Genomic DNA, 19,715 nt, shown 5'->3' with positions numbered 1-19,715 from the left:
TGCATACATTTTAATATATCTTTGTCTGAATTACAAGTATAAAATCAGATACATTATAAAATAATATTAAGTTAGTATTTGCTTACTTTACCTGCAGATTACAAATAGCTGACGGACATGTGAATGTCTGTCCGAGCAGAGAAATTATCCTGCCAAAATACAGGCATTTGTGTGATGGAAAATAGTCTGTTAATATACAAAAAAAATAAGAGTATCAAAAAGAAAGTGCGTTTTTGCTGAATTTATTGACAATTCAGACATAAACGGTTATAGTAAAGATACTTGCAAGGAGGCATAACACAGAAAGTTGTGCCTCTTTTGTTCCGTAGCAGGAATCAGAAAACAAATAGAAAGAATGGAGGAATGAAGAATGAAGAAAGCATTGGCAATTGGACTTGCAACAGTAATGGCGGTTTCCATGAGTGCACCGGTATTTGCAGAAGATGAAGGCAAAGGGATTGCAAAAGAGGACCTGAAAGTAGGAGTGATCTATATCGGTGATGAGAATGAAGGTTACACAGCAGCTCATATGAAAGGAATTGATGAGATGGAAGAGAAGCTTGGGCTTGACGATTCTCAGATTATTGAGAAAACTCTCATCGGTGAAGATGAAGGATGCTATGATGCGGCAGCAGACCTTGCAGATCAGGGATGTCAGATCATCTTTGCAAACAGCTTTGGACATGAGACTTATATACTGGAAGCGGCAGGGGAATATCCGGAGGTTCAGTTCTGTCATGCAACAGGAACACAGGCTGCATCCAGCGGACTTTCCAACATGCATAACTATTTTACAAATATTTATGAAGCACGTTACGTGTCAGGTGTAGTTGCAGGTCTGAAACTGAATGAAATGATCGAGGACGGCACAGTAAAAGAAGACGCATGCAAGATGGGTTATGTAGGTGCATTCCCATACGCAGAGGTTATCTCCGGTTATACAGCTTTCTATCTTGGCGCGAAGAGCGTATGCCCGTCTGTAACAATGGAAGTAAAATATACAAACAGCTGGGCAAGCTTTGACCTTGAGAAAGAGTGCGCAGATGCTCTGATCTCTGACGGCTGTGTACTGATCAGCCAGCATGCAGATACAACAGGTGCTCCTACAGCATGCGAAGCAGCAGGAGTTCCATGTGTAGGTTATAATATTGATATGACATCTGTTGCTCCGAACACAGCACTTACTTCTGCATCTATGGACTGGGGTGTATATTATACATACGCAGTACAGTGTATGCTTGACGGCACAGCAATTGATACTGACTGGTGTAAAGGATTTGCGGAAGGTGCAGATAAGATCACAGCTCTCAATGACAAAACTGTAGCAGAGGGTACAGAAGAAAAGGTCAAAGAAGTGGAAGATGCGCTCATTGATGGTTCCCTTCATGTATTTGATACATCTGCATTTACAGTAGACGGCAAGGAACTTGATACTTATAAGAAGGGTGATACAGAGTACATTTCTGACGGATACTTCCATGAATCTGAATATGGTTCCGCACCTGCATTTGATATTGCGATTGATGGAATTACATCTATTACAGAATAAGAAAATTGCTGGAGCTGCAAAGCGCGGAGCAATTTACGACAGCAGGGCTGCCCGGGCGGCAGCTCTGCTGTTTTCATATCGTACGTGCAAAAGAAGTCTTGAAGTCTTCTGACAGAAGGTTTCTTTTGCTGTATTATGGAGTATACAGGAGAGCAATTCCATAATTCAGAAGTAGGATTAAATGATATCGGCAGTCAAAGAGACAGGACTTTTACTGTAGATTGGATATCATTAGATAAAAGGAGGAAACGATAGTGGGAGAAAACTATGCACTTGAACTTAGAGATATTTCCAAGAGTTTTGGTTCGGTCCAGGCGAATGATCATGTAGATCTCACACTGAGAAAATCGGAGATTCTTGCAATTCTGGGGGAAAACGGAAGCGGAAAGACAACTCTGATGAATATGATCTATGGAATTTATTATCCGGATGAAGGACATATTTTTGTAAATGGAAAAGAAGTAACGATCCGTTCACCGAAAGATTCCTATGAACTGGGAATCGGTATGGTACATCAGCATTTTAAACTGGTAGATGTACTGACAGCAGCAGAGAATATTGTTCTGGGACTTCCGGGAAAGGGAAAGCTGGACATGAAGAGGATCACAGAGAATATTCAGAAGCTGGCAGATAAATATGGCTTTGAATTGGATCTGTCACAGAAGATCTACGAAATGTCCGTTTCCCAGAAGCAGACAGTTGAGATCATAAAGATGCTCTACCGTGGCGCGAGGATTCTGATTCTGGATGAGCCGACCGCAGTTCTGACACCACAGGAGTCTGACCGGTTATTCGATATTTTAAGAAATATGAGAAAAGATGGATGTTCCATTATGATCATCACACACAAACTTCAGGAAGTTCTGGCATTATCAGACCGTGTGGCAATCCTCAGAAAAGGAAAGTATATTGATACAGTAGAAACAGCTCAGGCGAATGCGCAGAGTCTGTCAGAGATGATGGTAGGCGGCAGAGTAGATCTTAATATTGACCGTCCTGAACCGGAGAATGTAAAGAAACGATTAGTGGTCAAAGGGTTGAACTGTAAAAACAAAGAAGAGGTAAAAACTCTGGATGATGTTGATCTGACAGTAAATGCAGGAGAGATTCTGGGTATTGCCGGCATTTCAGGAAGCGGTCAGAAAGAATTTCTGGAGGCGATTGCAGGACTTCAGGCAATTGAGAGTGGTTCGATTACCTTGCTTGATGATAATGGAAAAGGAATAGAGCTTGCAGGGATGGATTCTATCTCCATTAATAAAGCAGGGATCAGTCTTGCTTTTGTTCCGGAAGACCGTATTGGTATGGGGCTTGTGGGCGATATGGATATGACCGATAATATGATGCTCAGAAGCTATCGCAATGGCAAAAGTCCATTCCTGGATCGAAAAGGTCCAAAGGCACTGGCATTAAAAATTAAAGGACAGCTTGAAGTCATGACTCCAAGTATTTCTGCACCTGTCCGTCAGATGTCAGGAGGAAATGTACAGAAGGTTCTGGTAGGAAGAGAAATCGCCCAGAATCCGAAAGTGCTTCTGGTAGCTTTCCCGACTCGAGGGGTGGATGTCAATACCTCCCATGTGATCTACCGTCTTCTGAATGAACAGAAGAAAAAAGGGGTTGCAGTAGTCTGTGTTATTGAGGATCTTGATGTAGTTCTTGAACTGTGTGACAGGATTGCAGTGTTCTGCGGAGGTAAAATCAGCGGAATTGAGGATGGAAGAACTGCAACGAAAGAAGGAATCGGGATTCTTATGACGAAGCATGAAAAAGGAGGGACACAGGCATGAAGAAAGAACCTTTCTTACAGGTAAGTAAAAGAAGAAACAAAGCCAGATGGCAGGAACGTCTTCTGATCCGTTTCATTGCATTGATCCTTGCATTGATCGTGTGCGGAGCGGTGATCGTTGCCCTGGTAAAGATGAATCCGGTGGATGTCTATAAGGCAATCTGGGATGGAGCAATGGGTTCGGATCGCCGTCTGTGGCAGACTATACGAGATACAATGGTACTGCTGTGTATTTCCATTGGTCTGGCACCTGCATTTAAAATGAAATTCTGGAACATCGGTGCAGAAGGTCAGATCCTGATCGGTGGTGCCTGCTCTGCTGCCGTCATGATCTATGCAGGAGATAAGATGCCTACAGGGTTACTCCTGATCGTAATGTTTGTGGCAAGTGCACTTGGCGGAATGATCTGGGGAATGATCCCGGCTGTATTTAAAGCAAACTGGAATACAAATGAGACACTGTTTACTCTGATGTTGAATTATGTTGCCATGCAGGTAGTAACTTATTGTATTGTATTCTGGGAAAATCCGAAAGGTTCCAATACAGTCGGTATCATCAATCAGGCTACAAAAGGCGGATGGCTTCCGGAATTGTTCGGACAGAAATATGGCTGGAATGTAGTCATTGTCCTGATTCTGACAGTGGGAATGTTTATTTATCTGAAATACTGTAAGCAGGGCTATGAGATCGCAGTAGTAGGTGAGAGCGAGAATACTGCCAGATATGCCGGTATCCAGGTGAAAAAGGTTATTATCCGTACAATGGCAATTTCCGGTGCAATCTGTGGTATTGCAGGTTTTGTTATTGTCAGCGGAGCCAGCCATACGATTTCCACTGCAACAGCAGGCGGTCGTGGATTTACTGCGATCATTGTCGCATGGCTTTCCAAGTTTAATACATTTATTATGGTTGCAGTTTCCTTTGGCATCGTATTTATGAACCAGGGTGCCGTACAGATCGCAACACAGTATGGACTGAATGAGAATGCTTCCAATGTTCTTCTGGGAATCATTCTGTTTTTCCTGATCGGTGCAGAATTCTTTATCAACTACAGAGTAAAGCGTGCAAAGAAATAGGAGGTAGCGGCAATGAGTGTACTGATAGTTTTTATTCAAAAAGCAATTGTCCAGGGCATCTGTATTCTGTATGGGGCGCTTGGTGAGATTATGACAGAGAAATCCGGTAATCTGAATCTTGGTATTCCGGGAATTATGTATATGGGCGGCATTTCAGGTTTGATGGGAGCTTTCCTCTATGAGAAGGATAATCCTGATCCCAATGCACTTGTGGGTGTACTGATATCGTTTTTGTGTGCATTTGCATGTGCTGCAATCGGTGGTCTGATCTACAGTATCCTGACTATCACACTTCGTGTAAATCAGAATGTAACAGGTCTTGCACTTACCATTTTTGGTACAGGTTTTGGTAACTTCTTTGGCGGTTCTATTTCCAAGCTTGCAGGCGGTGTAGGACAGATTTCCGTAAAAGTAACAGGAAGTGCCTATACGGCAAAAATCCCGGGATTGTCTAAGATTCCGGTTATCGGAGGTATTTTATTTAATTATGGTTTTCTTACATATCTCTGTATTATTATAGCAGTCCTGTTATCGTTTTTTCTGTTCAAGACAAGAGCGGGATTGAATCTCAGGGCAATCGGTGAAAATCCGGGAACTGCAGATGCAGCAGGTATCAATGTTATCAAATATAAATATTTGTCAACCTGTATCGGTGCAGGTCTGGCAGGTCTGGGCGGACTCTATTTCGTAATGGAATATTCAGGAGGAACCTGGACAGACAATGGTTTTGGAGATCGTGGCTGGCTTGCTGTTGCACTGGTAATCTTTGCATTATGGAAACCACTGAATGCAATCTGGGGAGCATTCCTGTTCGGAGCTCTTTATATTCTGTATCTTTATATCCCGGGACTTGGACGAAGCATGCAGGAAGTATTTAAAGCACTGCCTTATGTGGTAACGATTATCGTACTGGTATTCACAAGCTTCCGAAAGAAAAAGGAACACCAGCCGCCTGCTGCGCTGGGACTTCCGTATTTCAGGGAGGAACGATAAAATTAAAAGTTTGCAGTTGATTCCAGAGTAAAATAGTATTATAATATCAGAAGCTATAAAAGCTGAGTAGTATGAAGAAAAATTAAGGAGGAAATATACAATGGCTAAAGTATCAAAAGACATGCTGATCGGTCAGCTTCTTCAGATTGATGCAAATATCGCACCGATTCTTATGAGAGCAGGAATGCATTGCCTTGGATGCCCATCTTCCCAGATGGAATCTCTCGAAGAAGCAGCTATGGTTCATGGACTGGATGTTGATGTACTGGTTAACCAGATCAATGATTTTCTTGGAGAATAATCTTCCTGAAAGGTAATCATATGATGGACTATGACAATTGTTGAATTGTCATAGACTGACATGTAAAAAGGATGTTCTGAATAAGTTCAGGACATCCTTTTTTGAGAAATCTGTAATTTACTATGGTATAAGAAAAGAGCTTTCAGATGAAAACTGAATGCTCTTTTAATTATGAAAATTATTACAGCTGAATCAGCTGCTGAAGGGCAGAATCGGAAATCAGTTCTCCATGTTCTGTCAGATAAGCTTCTCCTGAAAGAGAGAAAGCCTTTCCCTGTCCATATTCCGTAAGAATATTACATACCCTGTTAAAATCCTCCGGAGAAAGTGATGACTGGTGAAGTACCAGTTTGTAAAGCTCATCGGCCGGATCTTTGTACAGGGTGTTTGTACCGGTAAAATAGCCGTTCAGTCCATGGGCGGCCGCAATCACATCGTCCAGTGTGTCGAACTCATAGAGACGGATAAGATTTACATCAGGAACCTGAGTATCGTCATTTTCCTTTGCTCCGGTATTCTGAGCAGATTTGCCATCTTTTGTCTGAGTACTCTTCATCTTTGCTTCGTAAAGCTTCTGGAAGATATCAATAATATTGTCTGCACCGTCAAGCTGAAGAGTATCTGTCTTATCATTCCCTCTGAATGGAGCAAATTTGGAGAAACGGGTATCCAGTTCTTCAGGATCCTCTACTTTGGTAATGATCAGGATGATGCTCTCGGTACTCACCGGGATGGCCTCGATCATTAATGGAATATTATCTGCCTCAAAACCAAACTGTATCTGTGCCTGCTGCATCATATCGCGGAAAAGTTTCTTGGCTTTCTCAGTGCCGTAAGCCAGTTCACTGATACGGATCTGATGGTTTTCCAGGTCTTCTCTTGTCAGTGTGCAGCGTATCTGGTTGTCGTTGATCTTTTCTATCTTCATGTTGTCACATCCTATTCTGAATAACATTGAATTATCTGGCAGCTTCATAATTGCCTGTGAAAATCCATTAAAAGTGTTTCTGATAATGAAAATTTAACTTTTGAAAGCTGCGGACAATTACGGATAAATTAAAAGTTACTATTGTTTTTTTGAACAGCAATTTTAAAGGATTGCCATAGATGCGCTGTCTTTGGAAAATTGCTGTAAGTAACTTCAAAAATTCTATTGTCTGACTGTGAATTTATAAAATTTTATACACTATATTATATAACACAGAACTGCAAAATGTAAAGATAAGTAATCAACCAAAATATTAAATTTTTAGAAACAAAACAGAAAAAAATACATAAATGAAGAAAAACACTTGCATCTGTTTGCCAGATGGATATAATGAAAACAGAAGAAGCAGTAAACCTGCGGTTCACATAAGCGAAGATCTGAAACATTAACCAAAGTGATCTTTTATTTCTAAACTTCATTGCCGTTTTTCATGCAGCGTTCCTGCTGTGGCAATGTACAGGTAAAATTTCCATGATGATAAGAAGTTGAAACGTTACTGTTCACTCCGTTCACAGTAACGATAAAACAGGTGCAGGGATATTGTTTTTTCAACAGCCGATAAGGTGCTTTCTAAAAAATCTTATGAAAGAAGGGAGGTAAGCTTACGGAAAATATATCACGGGCAACCAAAAAGAGCATGCGTAAACCACTGGAAAAAGAATTGAAGAGTTATCGTGAACAGGGAATTTCTCTGTATCTGAATGGTATACTCAGTAATCCGAAAACAATTGCAAAAGCCTGTCAGATTGCAGAAGGTGGTGGATACATGCGTGATTACGTTGAAGATGAAAAAGGACGGATCGCTCGTGTGGATTTTGATTTCGTCAAAGAAAAATAACAAAAGAGAAAGCTGCCCGAACAGATTCTGAACCAGTCCCCCCGATGTTCATAATGCCTTCGGGCAGCATAAGAATATAATTACGCATATCTTAAAAATTTGTGAAAAATACGATTTTGCAATACAATTGTAATATTTTATGGTATACTTAAGCCAGTATCATCAAGTTACCGATACAGTTGATAATACTGGTACATCATACTCAAAATAACTATATGAAATACCTTTCTGTGAGCTGATGTATCAATAGCGATCGTGTTACTGTCTGCTTTGTTTCCGGTAACACAATATTTACTGAAAGGAAAAATACTATGAATAAAAAGTATAAACCAGTTATCGCAGTTGCCGTTTTGGTCATTCTTGTTGCGATTCTTGGAATTGTCACTCATGTAGTAATGAAGTACATACCATCTTCTGAGAAAATGGATCTGAATGAATATTATGGAGAAATGGCAGATGGGGAGATTGCCCTGGTCATTGGAACTGAGAAACTGGAAGAACGTGGTCTGGTGGACGGAGACAGAGTCTATTTACCACTGGATGTGGTGAATACTTATCTGAACCAGAGATATTACTGGGATTCTGCCAATCAGCAGATACTTTATGCAACACCTTCGGAGCTGACTTCTGTGAGTGCATCATCTGAGGCAGGAGATAAGGTATGGGTGAAAGATGACAAAGTGTATCTGAATCTTACTTATGTGCAGGAATTTACAGATCTTGATGCATACATCACAAAAGATCCATACAGGATTGCCATACAGTATAAATTCAAAAATGTAAAAACAGTCACAGTTAAGAAGAATACAAGCATACGTTACCGCGGTGGAATTAAATCGGCTATTCTTACTTCTGTAAAGAAAGGTACAAAGCTTCGTCTTATTGAAGAAATGGAGAACTGGGATCAGGTAGCTACGGATGACGGATATATCGGTTATATAGATAAGAAGAAAGTGGGAGAAGCAGAGAAGACAAAATTTGAACGAAGCTTTAAGAGGGAACAGTACTCCTATCTTACTATGGACAGCAAGGTTAATATGGTGTGGCATCAGGTGACTTCCACAGATGCCAATGCTTATTTTGCGGATGCGACAGCAAATATGACAGGTGTGAATGTGATCTCGCCTACCTGGTTCTATCTGACAGATACTTCAGGAAACATTGCAAGCATCGCAAGTGCAGATTATGTATCACAGGCTCATGAAAAGGGGCTTCAGGTATGGGGGCTGATCGATAACTTTACACAGGAAGTAAGCACAACTGAAACACTTTCCAGCACTGCGGCGAGACAGAATATTATCAGTCAGTTGATTCAGGCAGCCAAAGATGTGGGAATGGATGGCATTAATGTGGATTTTGAATCTCTCAGTGAGGATGTGGGAATCCATTTTCTGGAATTTCTGAGAGAACTTTCTATAGAGTGTCATAAGAATAATCTGGTTCTTTCAGTGGATAATCCGGTTCCTGAGGATTTTACAAGCCATTATGACCGGGCTGAGCAGGGAAGGGTTGTAGATTATGTGATCATCATGGGATATGACGAGCATTATGTAGGATCTGAAGCCGGTTCTGTGGCATCTCTTCCATGGGTGGAACAGGGAATCCAGGATACACTGGATGAGGTTCCGGCTAAACGTGTGATCAATGCTATTCCGTTTTATACCAGACTGTGGAGAACCACAGGGGGAAATGTAACCAGTGAAGCAATCGGTATGGATCAGGCACAGCAGACAATTGCAGATAATAATGTGGAAACCTACTGGGATAAGAACACTTCCCAGAATTATGGAAAATATGATATAGATAATTCTACCTATCAGATCTGGCTTGAGGATGCTCAGTCAGTTGCTGAGAAAGTAAAGCTGGTATCCAAATATGACCTTGCAGGAGTTTCTGCATGGAAGCTTGGATTTGAAAACAGCGGAATCTGGCAGGTAATTTCGGACAATCTGAATAATTAAAAGTTCTGCATCAGCAGGCTATAAAAACATCTTCTGAAACATATATTAATATAGAATTTTATGAAATACTGATTGCATTATTTTATGGAATTGCTATAGCCAATCTACAGGAACAGTGAATTTTCCCGTAGACTGTAAAAGATGTCTCAGGAGGTGTTTTTAGTTTGAAAAAATATGGACTGGAATTAATGTTAGGGTGTCTGCTTCTTGTCAGTTTTCTCATTCTGTCAAAACAGGCAGCTGAAGTTTCAGAGACCATGAGTTCAACAGAAAATTCAAAAACCATTCTGGTAGATGCAGGACATGGTGGAGCGGATCCGGGAATGATCGGAGTGAACGGACTGGAAGAAAAGGGGATAAATCTTCAGATTGCCGTAAAATTAAAGGATTCTCTGGAAAAACAAGGATTTTCTGTAATCATGACAAGGGAAGAAGATAAGGGCCTTTATGAGGAGGACAGCAGAAATCAGAAAGCACAGGATATGCAGTGCAGGATTGCTATGATAAAGAAATACAGACCTGTGCTGTGCATAAGTGTTCATCAGAACAGCTATCAGGATTCGTCTGTATGCGGTCCCCAGGTGTTTTATTATGAAGATTCTGTCCGGGGAAAGAATCTGGCAGAGTTTATCCAGGAAGAACTGAATCTGGGACTGAAAGTAAAACGCCCTCGTGTGGCAAAAGGTAATAAAACCTATTATCTGTTAAAAAGAAGTGAAAGTGTTTTGAATATTGTAGAGTGTGGTTTTCTGACAAATCCGGAAGAGGCCGGACTTCTCTGCAAAGAAGAATATCAGAATAAAATAGTGGAAGCTATAGTGAAAGGGATTGAACAATATCTGAAGCAACAAAAAATTTAAAATGTTTAATTTATGTGAACTTGCTTTTAATAAGTAGGGATTTTTGCTATACTGATACTTGTTTGATAAAATCCCCCGGGAGGATAGAAGTATCTGCATGGCGGGGAAATGTACAGGGAGAAATTATGCTTGGAATTATTTATCTGCTTCTGGCAGGAATGCTGGGCTGTGAAGCATCGAAAATGCTGACAGGAGAGGGAAGGAGTGTGTCAGGCATTAATCGTATCTGGCTCATGCTTCCGGCTTCTTTTGGAGTTGGAACACTTTTACTGACCTGGATGGTATATATTATTTCCTGGTTTTTCAGTGTTGTGGGAAAAGCTGAAAATCCACTTTTGTATGGAAATATTATCGGGATGACAGGTGCAGCAGTTATTATGATACTGCTCAGCGTACAGAAATACAGAAAACAGGGAAGTTACAGGATATGGAATATTGATAAAACACAGGATAAGCGCAGATTAAAAAAGGAAATATTACTCTTTGGTCTGCTGACTGTATTTATTACATATATGATGTTTTATGTATTCTATATAAAAGACGGAATCCTGTATTCCGGCCTGACTGTGTATGGAGATTATGCACCACATACGGCGATGATGCGTTCTTTTTCTGCAGGAAATAATTTTCCCACACAGTATCCTCATTATGGAGGTGCAGATGTAAAGTATCATTTTATGTTTCAGTTTCTCACAGGAAATCTGGAATATCTTGGAATGCGTATGGACTTTGCCTATAATATCGTAAGTACCTTGTCGCTTGTGGGATTTCTTATGCTGTTATATCAGCTTGCACTTAGGATCACAGGCAAAATGTGCTGCGGTGTACTGGCATTGTTTCTGTTCTTTTTCAGAAGCGGAATGGCTTTTTTCAGATTTGTATGGGAGCATATCCAGGCAGGGAATCTTGTGGAAACCCTGGAAGAAAATACTTCCTTTATCGGATATACTGTCAATGAGAACTGGGGATTGTGGAACTTTAATGTTTATCTTAATCAGAGGCATCTGGCATTTGGACTTCTGATGGTGACTTTGGCACTATATCTGTTTATGGACTGGCTGGAAGCCGGGACGGCACATGAAGAGAAAGGAATACTCTGGATAAAAAACAGAATCTTTTCGAAGGAAGGATGGAAAAGCAGAAATCTGGATCAGGCACTGCTTATGGGAATGTTTCTGGGTCTGTGTGCGTTCTGGAATGGGGCAGCAGTGATCGGTGGTCTGCTGATTTTGTGTGGCTTTGCGATTTTCTCGGATGGAAAAGTGGATTACGCTGTCATGGCGGGGGTATCCATCTTCTTTTCCTGGCTTCAGTCAAAGATTTTTATTGTTGGAAGTGCTATGAGTCCTCAGATTTATCTGGGGTTTCTGGCAGAGGATAAGACTGTCCCGGGAATTGTGAAATATCTGTTCTGGATGAGTGGAGTTTTTTTCCTTGGGCTGGTACTAATGGTATGGTTTATGAGAAGACGGGAGAGAGCAATCCTTGTGAGTTTCCTGTTTCCGGCGATTTCTGCTTTTGTGCTTCTGATGACACCGGATATTAATGTAAACCATAAATATATCATGATATCATATGCGTTTCTGACGATTTTCTGGGCATGGGCAGTATGCAGTCTTTGGAAAGGGAGAAATGGGCAGTCCGGGATACAGAAAACTATGGGAAAGATACTGGCAATAGTATTGGTGATATCTCTGAGTGTGACCGGGATTTATGACTTTGTGGTGATCATAAAGGGAAATGGTCCGGGCAGACGTGTGACTGTAAATATGAACAGCGAGCTGACCCAATGGCTGGAGGAGAATCTGGAGAAAAACGATCTTTTACTTACTCCTGAGTACAGCATGAATGAAGTGACGATGTCCGGAGCTATGCTTTACTGTGGATGGCCATATTACGCATGGTCTGCAGGCTATGATACGAATTACAGGGCTGCACAGGCTGTAACGATATACACTACATCTGACAGTGAAACATTGAAAAAAACAGTACAACAGGAAAAAATAACATATATCCTGTTTGAAGAAGGTTCGGAATTTGAACAGCAGGAATGTCGTGAGGAGACAATTGCTGCAGCATATGAAAAGGTTTATGAGACTCAGGATGGACGGATACGGATCTATAAAACAACAGAATAATCCTCAAATGCATTATTACGGGGATTACTCCGGATTTATGATTATGAGCCGGGTGATCACAGATTTACAGAGATAAGAGAGAATGTGTAAGATTATAGTAACCACAATGATTTTATAAATGATTAAGGAGGACGTACGGATGAAGAAATGGGCACCGAGAGTGCTTCTTGCAGCAGCTCTTGCAGGGCTGTCTGCATTTCTGTTAAAGGGAGATGTATGGACATTCTGGACCTGGTGGCTGTTGGCATTTCTGATGGGAATGGTTGCCATGCCTGTGACAGGGAGACTGTTTGCCGGACTTGAGGACAAAGGCTGGATGTTTTCAAAAGTGCTGGCGATTACTGTGACAGGTTTTCTTACGTGGTTTCTGGTAACTGCGAAGATACTGCCATTTACTGCAGCGACATGTATCGGTGTGTCTGTTGTATGTGCTGTTGGCTGTGGGGTTTTATATCATTTTCAGGGAAAAAATGGAATTGACTGCTTTCCGTCCGGAAAGGTAGATCTGATTTACGGAGAGGAAATTCTGTTCTTTATATTTTTCCTGATGTGGACTTATTTTGCAGGATTCCGTCCGCAGGCATACGGAACTGAGAAATTTATGGATTATGGTTTCATGGAAGCCATGATGAGAAGTACGACACTTCCTGCAAGAGATCTGTGGTATTCAGAAGGTACGATCAATTATTATTATGGCGGACAGTATTTTGCAGTATTTCTGACGAAGCTGACTGGCAGTAAAGTAGAACTCACTTACAATCTGATGCGTACTTTTGTGGCTGCATTTGCGTTTGTGCTTCCGTTTTCACTGGTTCACCAGATGTCTGTGGACAGGCTTAAGGGAAGCCTGACAGGAAAGAAACGTTGTGTGCCGGCTGTGTCCGGGATCATAGCAGGACTTTCTGTATCAATTGCGGGAAATATGCATTATGTGGTTTACAGTAAGATCATTCCATGGCTCCAGAAGCTGCAGGGAAGAGAAGCGGACAGCTACTGGTTCCCGGATGCGACCCGTTATATTGGATACAATCCGGATGTGCCGGACAAGACAATCCATGAATTTCCATGTTATTCCTTTGTGCTGGGAGATCTCCATGCCCATGTGGTAAATGTAATGTTTGTGCTGTTTCTGGTGGGACTTCTTTATGCGTGGATGCGAAGTGTGCGGATGAGAGAAGCAGTGATCATGAAATCTGGACGAAAAGAGTTCTGGAAAAAACAGCTGTTGATTCCGCATATCCTGCTGGCTGCAGTGATGATCGGTATGTTCCGGTTTACGAATTTCTGGGATTTTATTATTTATTTCGTGGTGACCGGCGGAGTGGTGTTGTTTACCAATATTGTTCAGTTTGATGGTAAAGTGAAGAGGACTCTGGCAGTGACTGCGGTTCAGGCAGTGGAGATCATTGTGATCTCATACGTTGTTTCTCTGCCGTTTACTTTGCAGTTTGACAGTATGTTTAAAGGTGTGGGAATTGCGCAGAATCATTCTATGATCCATCAGCTGCTGATTTTGTGGGGACTGCCTGTGGTTCTGACAGTTCTGCTGATCATCTGTATCATCTGGGAGAAGCTTCGTGGTGGTGCGAACAGAAGTCTGTATAAACTGATGAAAGCAATCTCTGTGCCGGATCTGTTTGCGATTGTCATGGGATTCTGTGCAATCGGGCTGATCGTGATTCCGGAGTTGGTTTATGTAAGAGATATTTACGAAAATGGAAACGCCAGGGCGAATACTATGTTTAAGCTGACTTATCAGGCGTATATGCTGTTTGGGATGACCATGGGATATGGTATTTTCCGTATGCTGGTGGCTGCACGTAAGAAAGTGTTTAAGGTTGTGTCAGTGATCGGCCTGGTATTGTTTTGCTGGACCTTTGGTTATTTTGGAAACAGTGTGTATGCGTGGTTTGGAAAGGTATGGGAGCCTTCTGAATATAAAGGATTGAATGCGACATCTTTCCTGTCAAATGATTTCACAGAGGATGTGGCTGGTATTAAATGGCTGAAGAAGAATGTGAAAGGGTCACCGGTTGTGCTTGAGGCGAACGGGGACAGCTATAGTGGTTATGAGCGTGTTTCTGCTATGACAGGGCTTCCGACTGTGCTGGGATGGTATGTGCATGAGTGGCTGTGGAGAGATGATACTGCGGACTTGAATGAGAAGAGCGCGGATATTGAGAGTATTTATACTTCTTTGGATGCGGAGTATGTGAAGGAGCTGCTGGAAGAGTATGATGTTTCTTATATTTTTGTGGGATCGAAAGAACGGGAGAAATATGGGGAGGCATTGAATGAGGATGTGCTGAAGTCACTTGGAGAAGTGGTGTTCCAGGATGAGGTGTATAGTACTTATATTCTTAAGGTTAATAAGTAAGGGAGTGAAAAATGGCGGCAGTTTGTGTCGCCATTTTTTGTTTGGGTCAAAAAGGGACGCGTAAAAAAATATTTCATTTCCTGTGCGGTTTCGGGCACTAAGATATTCTAAGCCGCTAAAAATCTGCTAAAAGCATGAGAAATCAGAGCCAAACTCGCCTGCGGCTCAGACAGTGTCTCTGATTTCTCATAACGCAGATTTTTGCCGGCTAAGAATATCTAAGTACCCTGCAAATGCACAGGAAATGAAATATTTTTTTACGCTGGTTATTGGTTGGAATGGTTGGGAGAGTAATTATTAGGCGGTAAAGAGAAGAAAAGTAAAATTTACAGATACAGAAATCCATAATCTTTTATGATTCATTTGCAAGCTTTGTAAAAGATGAATAAATATAGAGACAAAACCTGAAAAATCGTGTACAATAGCAGTTGTAGAATAGTAAAAATGTAATAAATAAAAGAAATTAACGAAGTGAAAAGAAGGCAGGAATATAATGAAAGCAGAAGTTGTATCCATGAAAGCGGACAAGCTTGATATGGAAGCTATCCGGCGTGGTGGAGATATTTTGAAACAGGGTGGTCTGGTTGCATTTCCTACGGAGACTGTCTATGGCCTTGGAGGAGATGCGTTGAATCCGCAGGCTTCTATGAAAATTTATGCGGCGAAGGGAAGACCTTCGGATAATCCGCTGATCGTGCATATTGCAGAGTTTGATAAGCTGGCTCCGATTGTAGCGGAGGTTCCGGAGAAGGCGAAGATCCTGGCAGAGAAGTACTGGCCGGGTCCGCTGACTATGATTCTTCCGAAGTCGGATCTTGTACCACAGGAGACTACGGGTGGTCTGGACAGTGTGGCGGTTCGGTTTCCGAGCGACAGGATTGCACAGGAGCTGATCAAGGCTGCCGGCGGCTATGTGGCAGCACCCAGTGCCAACACTTCAGGCAGACCCAGTCCGACTACTGCACAGCATGTAGAGGAGGATCTTGGCGAGGCGATTGAGATGATTATTGACGGAGGCCAGGTGGGAATCGGTCTTGAGTCTACGATCGTTGATTTTACTGAGGATGTGCCGGTGGTTTTGCGTCCGGGTTATATTTCTCTGGAGATGCTTCAGGAGACTCTGGGGGATGTAAGGATGGACAAGGGGCTGATTGCGGCTGACAGCAAAGTGCGTCCGAAAGCACCGGGTATGAAATATCGCCATTATGCACCGAAGGCAGATCTGGCAATTGTTGAGGGACCGGAGGAAGCTGTTGTGAAGAAGATCAATGAGCTGGCTGCGGAGGCGAAAGCACACGGCGAGCAGGTTGGAATTATTGCAACGGACGAGACAAAGGACAGATATTCGGAAGGTCTGGTAGTCAGCATTGGAAGCCGGAAGGAAGAAGAGACGATAGCGCATCATCTGTATGAAGTGTTGCGAGACTTTGACCAGAGTGCAGTCAGGTCTATTTATTCAGAAGCGTTTTATACACCAAGAATGGGACAGGCTATTATGAATCGTCTGCTGAAAGCAGCGGGACATAAGATCATACAGGTGGTATGATATAATCAGGTAGTGAAGCAGATATATGCCTGACTATATAATCTTATCAGCAGTAATGGCCAGATGGATAATGAAGATTCATTTAAATAGTCTGCTGAAGAGGTAAAGAAAATAAATTAATTTCAGGAGGAAGATTAATGATAGCTCTAGGATGTGATCACGGTGGATATGAATTAAAACAGGAGATTAAGAAATATCTGGATGAGAAAGGAATTGAATATAAAGATTATGGATGTGACAGTCTGGATTCCGTAGATTATCCGGTATATGCAAAGAAGGTTGCACATGCAATTCTTGACGGCGAATGTGAGAAGGGAATCCTGATCTGCGGAACAGGTATCGGAATTTCCATTACAGCAAACAAGTTTAAAGGAATCAGAGCTGCAGTCTGCACAGATTGTTTTACAGCAGAGGCTACAAGACTTCACAATGATGCCAATATCCTTGCACTTGGCGGAAGAGTGGTAGGACCTGGGCTGGCATTGAAGATTGTGGATACATTTTTGAATACACCGTTTTCCAATGATGAGAGACATATCAGAAGAATTAATCAGATAGAGACTGAATAAGTCATAAAATAAGAAAAATGATAAAACAGCCAGAGCCTGCATGATTATAGTAATTCTCTCACATGTATGATGAATGGGAATTACTGTAGAGTAAAGTGTGAAGTTCTGGCTGTGTCAGTTATAAGCAGATAATGGTTACTGTTCGTTCCGTTCACAGTAACAGACAATGTGCTGATTTTATGAAGCGGATGAATGGTGAAGTATGTGAAGGGGAGGTTGGGGAAATGGATGTAAATCATAAACGCACAGATTATTTATCATGGGATGAATATTTTATGGGAGTTGCCATGATGTCAGGGATGCGTTCCAAGGATCCGAATTCTCAGGTAGGAGCCTGTATTGTGAGTGAGGATAATAAAATCCTGTCCATGGGCTATAATGGTTTTCCAAAGGGCTGTTCAGATGATGAATTTCCATGGGCAAGAGAGGGTGACAGTCTTCATACGAAATATTTTTATGTGACCCACAGTGAATTGAATGCGATTCTTAATTACAGGGGAGGAAGTCTGGAAGGTGCAAAGCTTTATGTTTCCCTTTTTCCATGTAATGAATGTGCCAAGGCAATTATTCAGGCAGGTATTAAGACAATTGTCTATGACTGCGATAAATATGCAGACACGCCGGCAGTGATCGCTTCTAAGAGAATGCTGGATGCAGCCGGGGTCCGTTATTATAAATATAACCGGACAGGACGTAAGATTACAATAGAAGTGTGATTTTGGCATATTCATGCCAAAACACCTCGCGGAATAGTGGTGTGTGAACAGTAACGATTTTACTCTTGACACATCAATTTATTTCAAATAGAATATAATCAAATGCGAAATATATATAGCGATGAAGAGAATAGTACATAAGGAGCAATCCCAGAGAAGAGTCCCGGAGAACAGCCGGTTGGCTGTGAAACAGTGGTGGAAGGATTCTGTGCGTGAATTATGGAACCGGCCTCGGAGCTCCGTACAATTGAAGTACGGCGTTTTTCCTGCGTTATCGGAAGAAGAGCGAGTAATGTGCAGGCATTTGGGCACAGTGCTAATTAGGGTGGTACCGCCGAAGCCTTTCGGTCCCTTGTGAGGGATGCTGGGCTTCTTTTTTTCGTTTTTTATAATATGACAGATTTTGCCGGATTATAAAAAAGCAGATTTTTGTACTGTGAAGCAGATAAGGAAATTTATTTATAGAAGAAAAATAAGAAGAATATGCATTCCGCCGCGACTATATCCTGATGCGCTGTCAGGATCAACATATCACATAAAAAGGAGAAACAATTATGGCAAACAACAAGAAACTGGTAGAAGCCATCACATCCATGGAAGAGGATTTCGCCCAGTGGTATACCGACGTTGTAAAGAAAGCTGAACTCTGCGGTTATACCAGCGTTAAAGGCTGCATGGCAATCAAACCTGCAGGATATGCAATCTGGGAAAATATCCAGCATGAACTGGACAGAAGATTTAAAGAGACTGGCGTACAGAATGTGTACATGCCAATCTTTATTCCGGAATCTCTTCTTCAGAAAGAGAAAGATCATGTAGAAGGATTTGCACCTGAGGTTGCATGGGTAACTCATGGTGGTCTGGATCCGCTTCAGGAGCGTCTGTGCGTACGTCCAACATCAGAGACATTATTCTGTGATTTCTATGCAAAAGAAATCCAGTCCCACAGAGACCTGCCGAAGGTATACAATCAGTGGTGTTCTGTAGTGCGCTGGGAAAAGACAACACGTCCGTTCCTTCGTTCACGTGAGTTCTTATGGCAGGAAGGCCATACAGCTCATGCTACAGCCGAGGAAGCAGAAGAGCGTACTATCCAGATGCTGAATCTGTATGCAGATTTCTGTGAGGAAGTACTTGCAATCCCGGTTATCAAGGGACAGAAAACAGATAAGGAGAAATTCTCCGGTGCAGAAGCTACTTATACAATTGAATCCTTGATGCATGATGGAAAAGCTCTTCAGTCCGGTACAAGCCATAACTTTGGCGATGGATTTGCAAGAGCATTCGGCATCCAGTATACAGATAAAGAAAATAAACTTCAGTATGTACATCAGACATCCTGGGGAATGACAACACGTATGATCGGTGCTATTATCATGGTACATGGTGATAACAGTGGTCTGGTGCTGCCTCCGAGAATCGCCCCTGTACAGGCAGTGATCATTCCGATCCAGCAGAGAAAAGAAGGCGTTCTTGAGAAAGCAGATGAGATGTTTGCAGCATTAAAAGCAGCAGGAGTCCGCGTAAAAGTAGACGACACAGACAAGAGCCCGGGATTCAAATTCGCAGAGCAGGAAATGCGTGGTATCCCGATCCGTATCGAGTGCGGTCCGAAGGATATCGAGAATGGTCAGGCTGTGATCTGCCGTCGTGATACAAGAGAGAAATATACTGTTACATTTGATGAGCTTGTGGAAAAAGTACAGGAAATCCTGGAAACAATCCAGAAAGATATGCTGGAGCGTGCACGTAAGCACAGAGATTCCCATACTTATGTTGCTACAAACTATGAAGAGTTCAAAGATACTATTGTTAACAAACCAGGCTTCGTAAAAGCTATGTGGTGCGGTGACCGCGCATGTGAGGACAAGATTAAAGAGGATGTTCAGGCTACATCCAGATGTATGCCGTTTGAGCAGGAACATTTAAGTGATGTCTGCGTATGCTGTGGAAAACCTGCCAAGAAGATGGTTTACTGGGGAAGAGCATACTAATCAATAAGAAAATAAAGAA

General features: G+C 42.0%; 15 protein-coding genes. 14 read left to right on the top strand and 1 reads right to left on the bottom strand.

What is annotated here, in order from left to right; translation table 11 throughout:
* The first annotated feature begins 418 nt into the window (after positions 1-418).
* The 5 genes from I4V44_RS11210 to I4V44_RS11190 all read left to right on the top strand — a co-directional run bounded on the left by I4V44_RS11210 (position 419) and on the right by I4V44_RS11190 (position 5,709).
* Positions 419-1,549, top strand: coding sequence for a BMP family ABC transporter substrate-binding protein (locus I4V44_RS11210; protein ID WP_370792857.1), 1,131 nt, complete (start codon positions 419-421; stop codon positions 1,547-1,549).
* Between the two features lie 254 nt (positions 1,550-1,803).
* Complete coding sequence (locus tag I4V44_RS11205; RefSeq protein WP_196002722.1) at positions 1,804-3,339, top strand: ABC transporter ATP-binding protein; 1,536 nt, start codon at positions 1,804-1,806, stop codon at positions 3,337-3,339.
* A complete protein-coding gene (locus tag I4V44_RS11200) occupies positions 3,336-4,415 on the top strand; it encodes an ABC transporter permease (protein WP_008707921.1) in 1,080 nt (359 codons plus the stop codon). Before I4V44_RS11205 ends, I4V44_RS11200 begins: the two co-directional genes overlap by 4 nt.
* 12 nt (positions 4,416-4,427) lie before the next feature.
* On the top strand, positions 4,428-5,408 hold the full coding sequence (locus I4V44_RS11195) for an ABC transporter permease (protein ID WP_008707922.1): 981 nt from the start codon (positions 4,428-4,430) through the stop codon (positions 5,406-5,408).
* A gap of 100 nt (positions 5,409-5,508) precedes the next feature.
* Entirely contained in the window at positions 5,509-5,709 is a 201-nt protein-coding gene (locus tag I4V44_RS11190; protein ID WP_008707923.1) for a DUF1858 domain-containing protein, read from the top strand.
* Positions 5,710-5,890: 181 nt separating this feature from the next.
* On the opposite strand, the gene I4V44_RS11185 is transcribed toward I4V44_RS11190, so the two are convergent.
* The gene (locus I4V44_RS11185; protein WP_020993442.1) at positions 5,891-6,637 is read right to left on the bottom strand and encodes an adaptor protein MecA; all 747 of its coding nucleotides are present in this window, start codon (positions 6,635-6,637) and stop codon (positions 5,891-5,893) included.
* A 697-nt stretch (positions 6,638-7,334) separates the two neighbouring features.
* Here I4V44_RS11185 and I4V44_RS11180 point away from each other — a divergent pair.
* The 9 genes from I4V44_RS11180 (at position 7,335) to proS (ending at position 19,696) form a co-directional block, all read left to right on the top strand.
* Positions 7,335-7,535, top strand: a complete 201-nt coding sequence (locus I4V44_RS11180) for a hypothetical protein (protein ID WP_008707925.1) — start codon at positions 7,335-7,337, stop codon at positions 7,533-7,535.
* A gap of 311 nt (positions 7,536-7,846) precedes the next feature.
* Positions 7,847-9,496: a glycosyl hydrolase family 18 protein gene (locus I4V44_RS11175; RefSeq protein ID WP_196002721.1), complete on the top strand. Its 1,650-nt coding sequence runs from the start codon at positions 7,847-7,849 to the stop codon at positions 9,494-9,496.
* Between the two features lie 164 nt (positions 9,497-9,660).
* On the top strand, positions 9,661-10,356 hold the full coding sequence (locus tag I4V44_RS11170) for an N-acetylmuramoyl-L-alanine amidase (RefSeq protein ID WP_055054061.1): 696 nt from the start codon (positions 9,661-9,663) through the stop codon (positions 10,354-10,356).
* A gap of 125 nt (positions 10,357-10,481) precedes the next feature.
* A complete protein-coding gene (locus I4V44_RS11165) occupies positions 10,482-12,494 on the top strand; it encodes a hypothetical protein (protein WP_119253275.1) in 2,013 nt (670 codons plus the stop codon).
* Positions 12,495-12,633: 139 nt separating this feature from the next.
* Positions 12,634-14,871 (top strand): DUF2298 domain-containing protein, encoded by a 2,238-nt coding sequence (locus tag I4V44_RS11160; protein WP_196002719.1) that lies wholly within the window; start codon positions 12,634-12,636, stop codon positions 14,869-14,871.
* Between the two features lie 493 nt (positions 14,872-15,364).
* Positions 15,365-16,417 carry an L-threonylcarbamoyladenylate synthase gene (locus tag I4V44_RS11155; RefSeq protein WP_196002718.1) on the top strand — a complete coding sequence of 351 codons (1,053 nt, stop codon included), beginning with the start codon at positions 15,365-15,367 and terminating at the stop codon, positions 16,415-16,417.
* Positions 16,418-16,554: 137 nt separating this feature from the next.
* Positions 16,555-16,986, top strand: a complete 432-nt coding sequence (gene rpiB, locus I4V44_RS11150) for a ribose 5-phosphate isomerase B (protein WP_008707935.1) — start codon at positions 16,555-16,557, stop codon at positions 16,984-16,986.
* 224 nt (positions 16,987-17,210) lie between these two features.
* Entirely contained in the window at positions 17,211-17,702 is a 492-nt protein-coding gene (locus tag I4V44_RS11145; protein WP_008707937.1) for a deoxycytidylate deaminase, read from the top strand.
* Positions 17,703-18,256: 554 nt separating this feature from the next.
* On the top strand, positions 18,257-19,696 hold the full coding sequence (gene proS / locus I4V44_RS11140; protein WP_008707939.1) for a proline--tRNA ligase: 1,440 nt from the start codon (positions 18,257-18,259) through the stop codon (positions 19,694-19,696).
* Positions 19,697-19,715 lie beyond the last annotated feature (19 nt).

It is taken from the genome of Blautia sp. 1001283B150304_161114_C9, from assembly GCF_015668165.1.
GTDB lineage: Bacteria > Bacillota > Clostridia > Lachnospirales > Lachnospiraceae > Blautia_A > Blautia_A wexlerae.
The sequence above is the reverse complement of the archived record's forward strand: the minus strand, read 5'-3'. Positions and strand labels throughout refer to the sequence as shown.

Coding starts and splice junctions, on each gene's coding strand:
- I4V44_RS11155 (WP_196002718.1), top strand. CDS start 15,365: ATGAAAGCAGAAGTTGTATCCATGAAAGCGGACAAGCTTGATATGGAA.
- proS (WP_008707939.1), top strand. CDS start 18,257: ATGGCAAACAACAAGAAACTGGTAGAAGCCATCACATCCATGGAAGAG.
- I4V44_RS11165 (WP_119253275.1), top strand. CDS start 10,482: ATGCTTGGAATTATTTATCTGCTTCTGGCAGGAATGCTGGGCTGTGAA.
- I4V44_RS11175 (WP_196002721.1), top strand. CDS start 7,847: ATGAATAAAAAGTATAAACCAGTTATCGCAGTTGCCGTTTTGGTCATT.
- I4V44_RS11210 (WP_370792857.1), top strand. CDS start 419: ATGAGTGCACCGGTATTTGCAGAAGATGAAGGCAAAGGGATTGCAAAA.
- I4V44_RS11180 (WP_008707925.1), top strand. CDS start 7,335: ATGCGTAAACCACTGGAAAAAGAATTGAAGAGTTATCGTGAACAGGGA.
- rpiB (WP_008707935.1), top strand. CDS start 16,555: ATGATAGCTCTAGGATGTGATCACGGTGGATATGAATTAAAACAGGAG.
- I4V44_RS11185 (WP_020993442.1), bottom strand. CDS start 6,637: ATGAAGATAGAAAAGATCAACGACAACCAGATACGCTGCACACTGACA.
- I4V44_RS11160 (WP_196002719.1), top strand. CDS start 12,634: ATGAAGAAATGGGCACCGAGAGTGCTTCTTGCAGCAGCTCTTGCAGGG.
- I4V44_RS11145 (WP_008707937.1), top strand. CDS start 17,211: ATGGATGTAAATCATAAACGCACAGATTATTTATCATGGGATGAATAT.
- I4V44_RS11195 (WP_008707922.1), top strand. CDS start 4,428: ATGAGTGTACTGATAGTTTTTATTCAAAAAGCAATTGTCCAGGGCATC.
- I4V44_RS11190 (WP_008707923.1), top strand. CDS start 5,509: ATGGCTAAAGTATCAAAAGACATGCTGATCGGTCAGCTTCTTCAGATT.
- I4V44_RS11200 (WP_008707921.1), top strand. CDS start 3,336: ATGAAGAAAGAACCTTTCTTACAGGTAAGTAAAAGAAGAAACAAAGCC.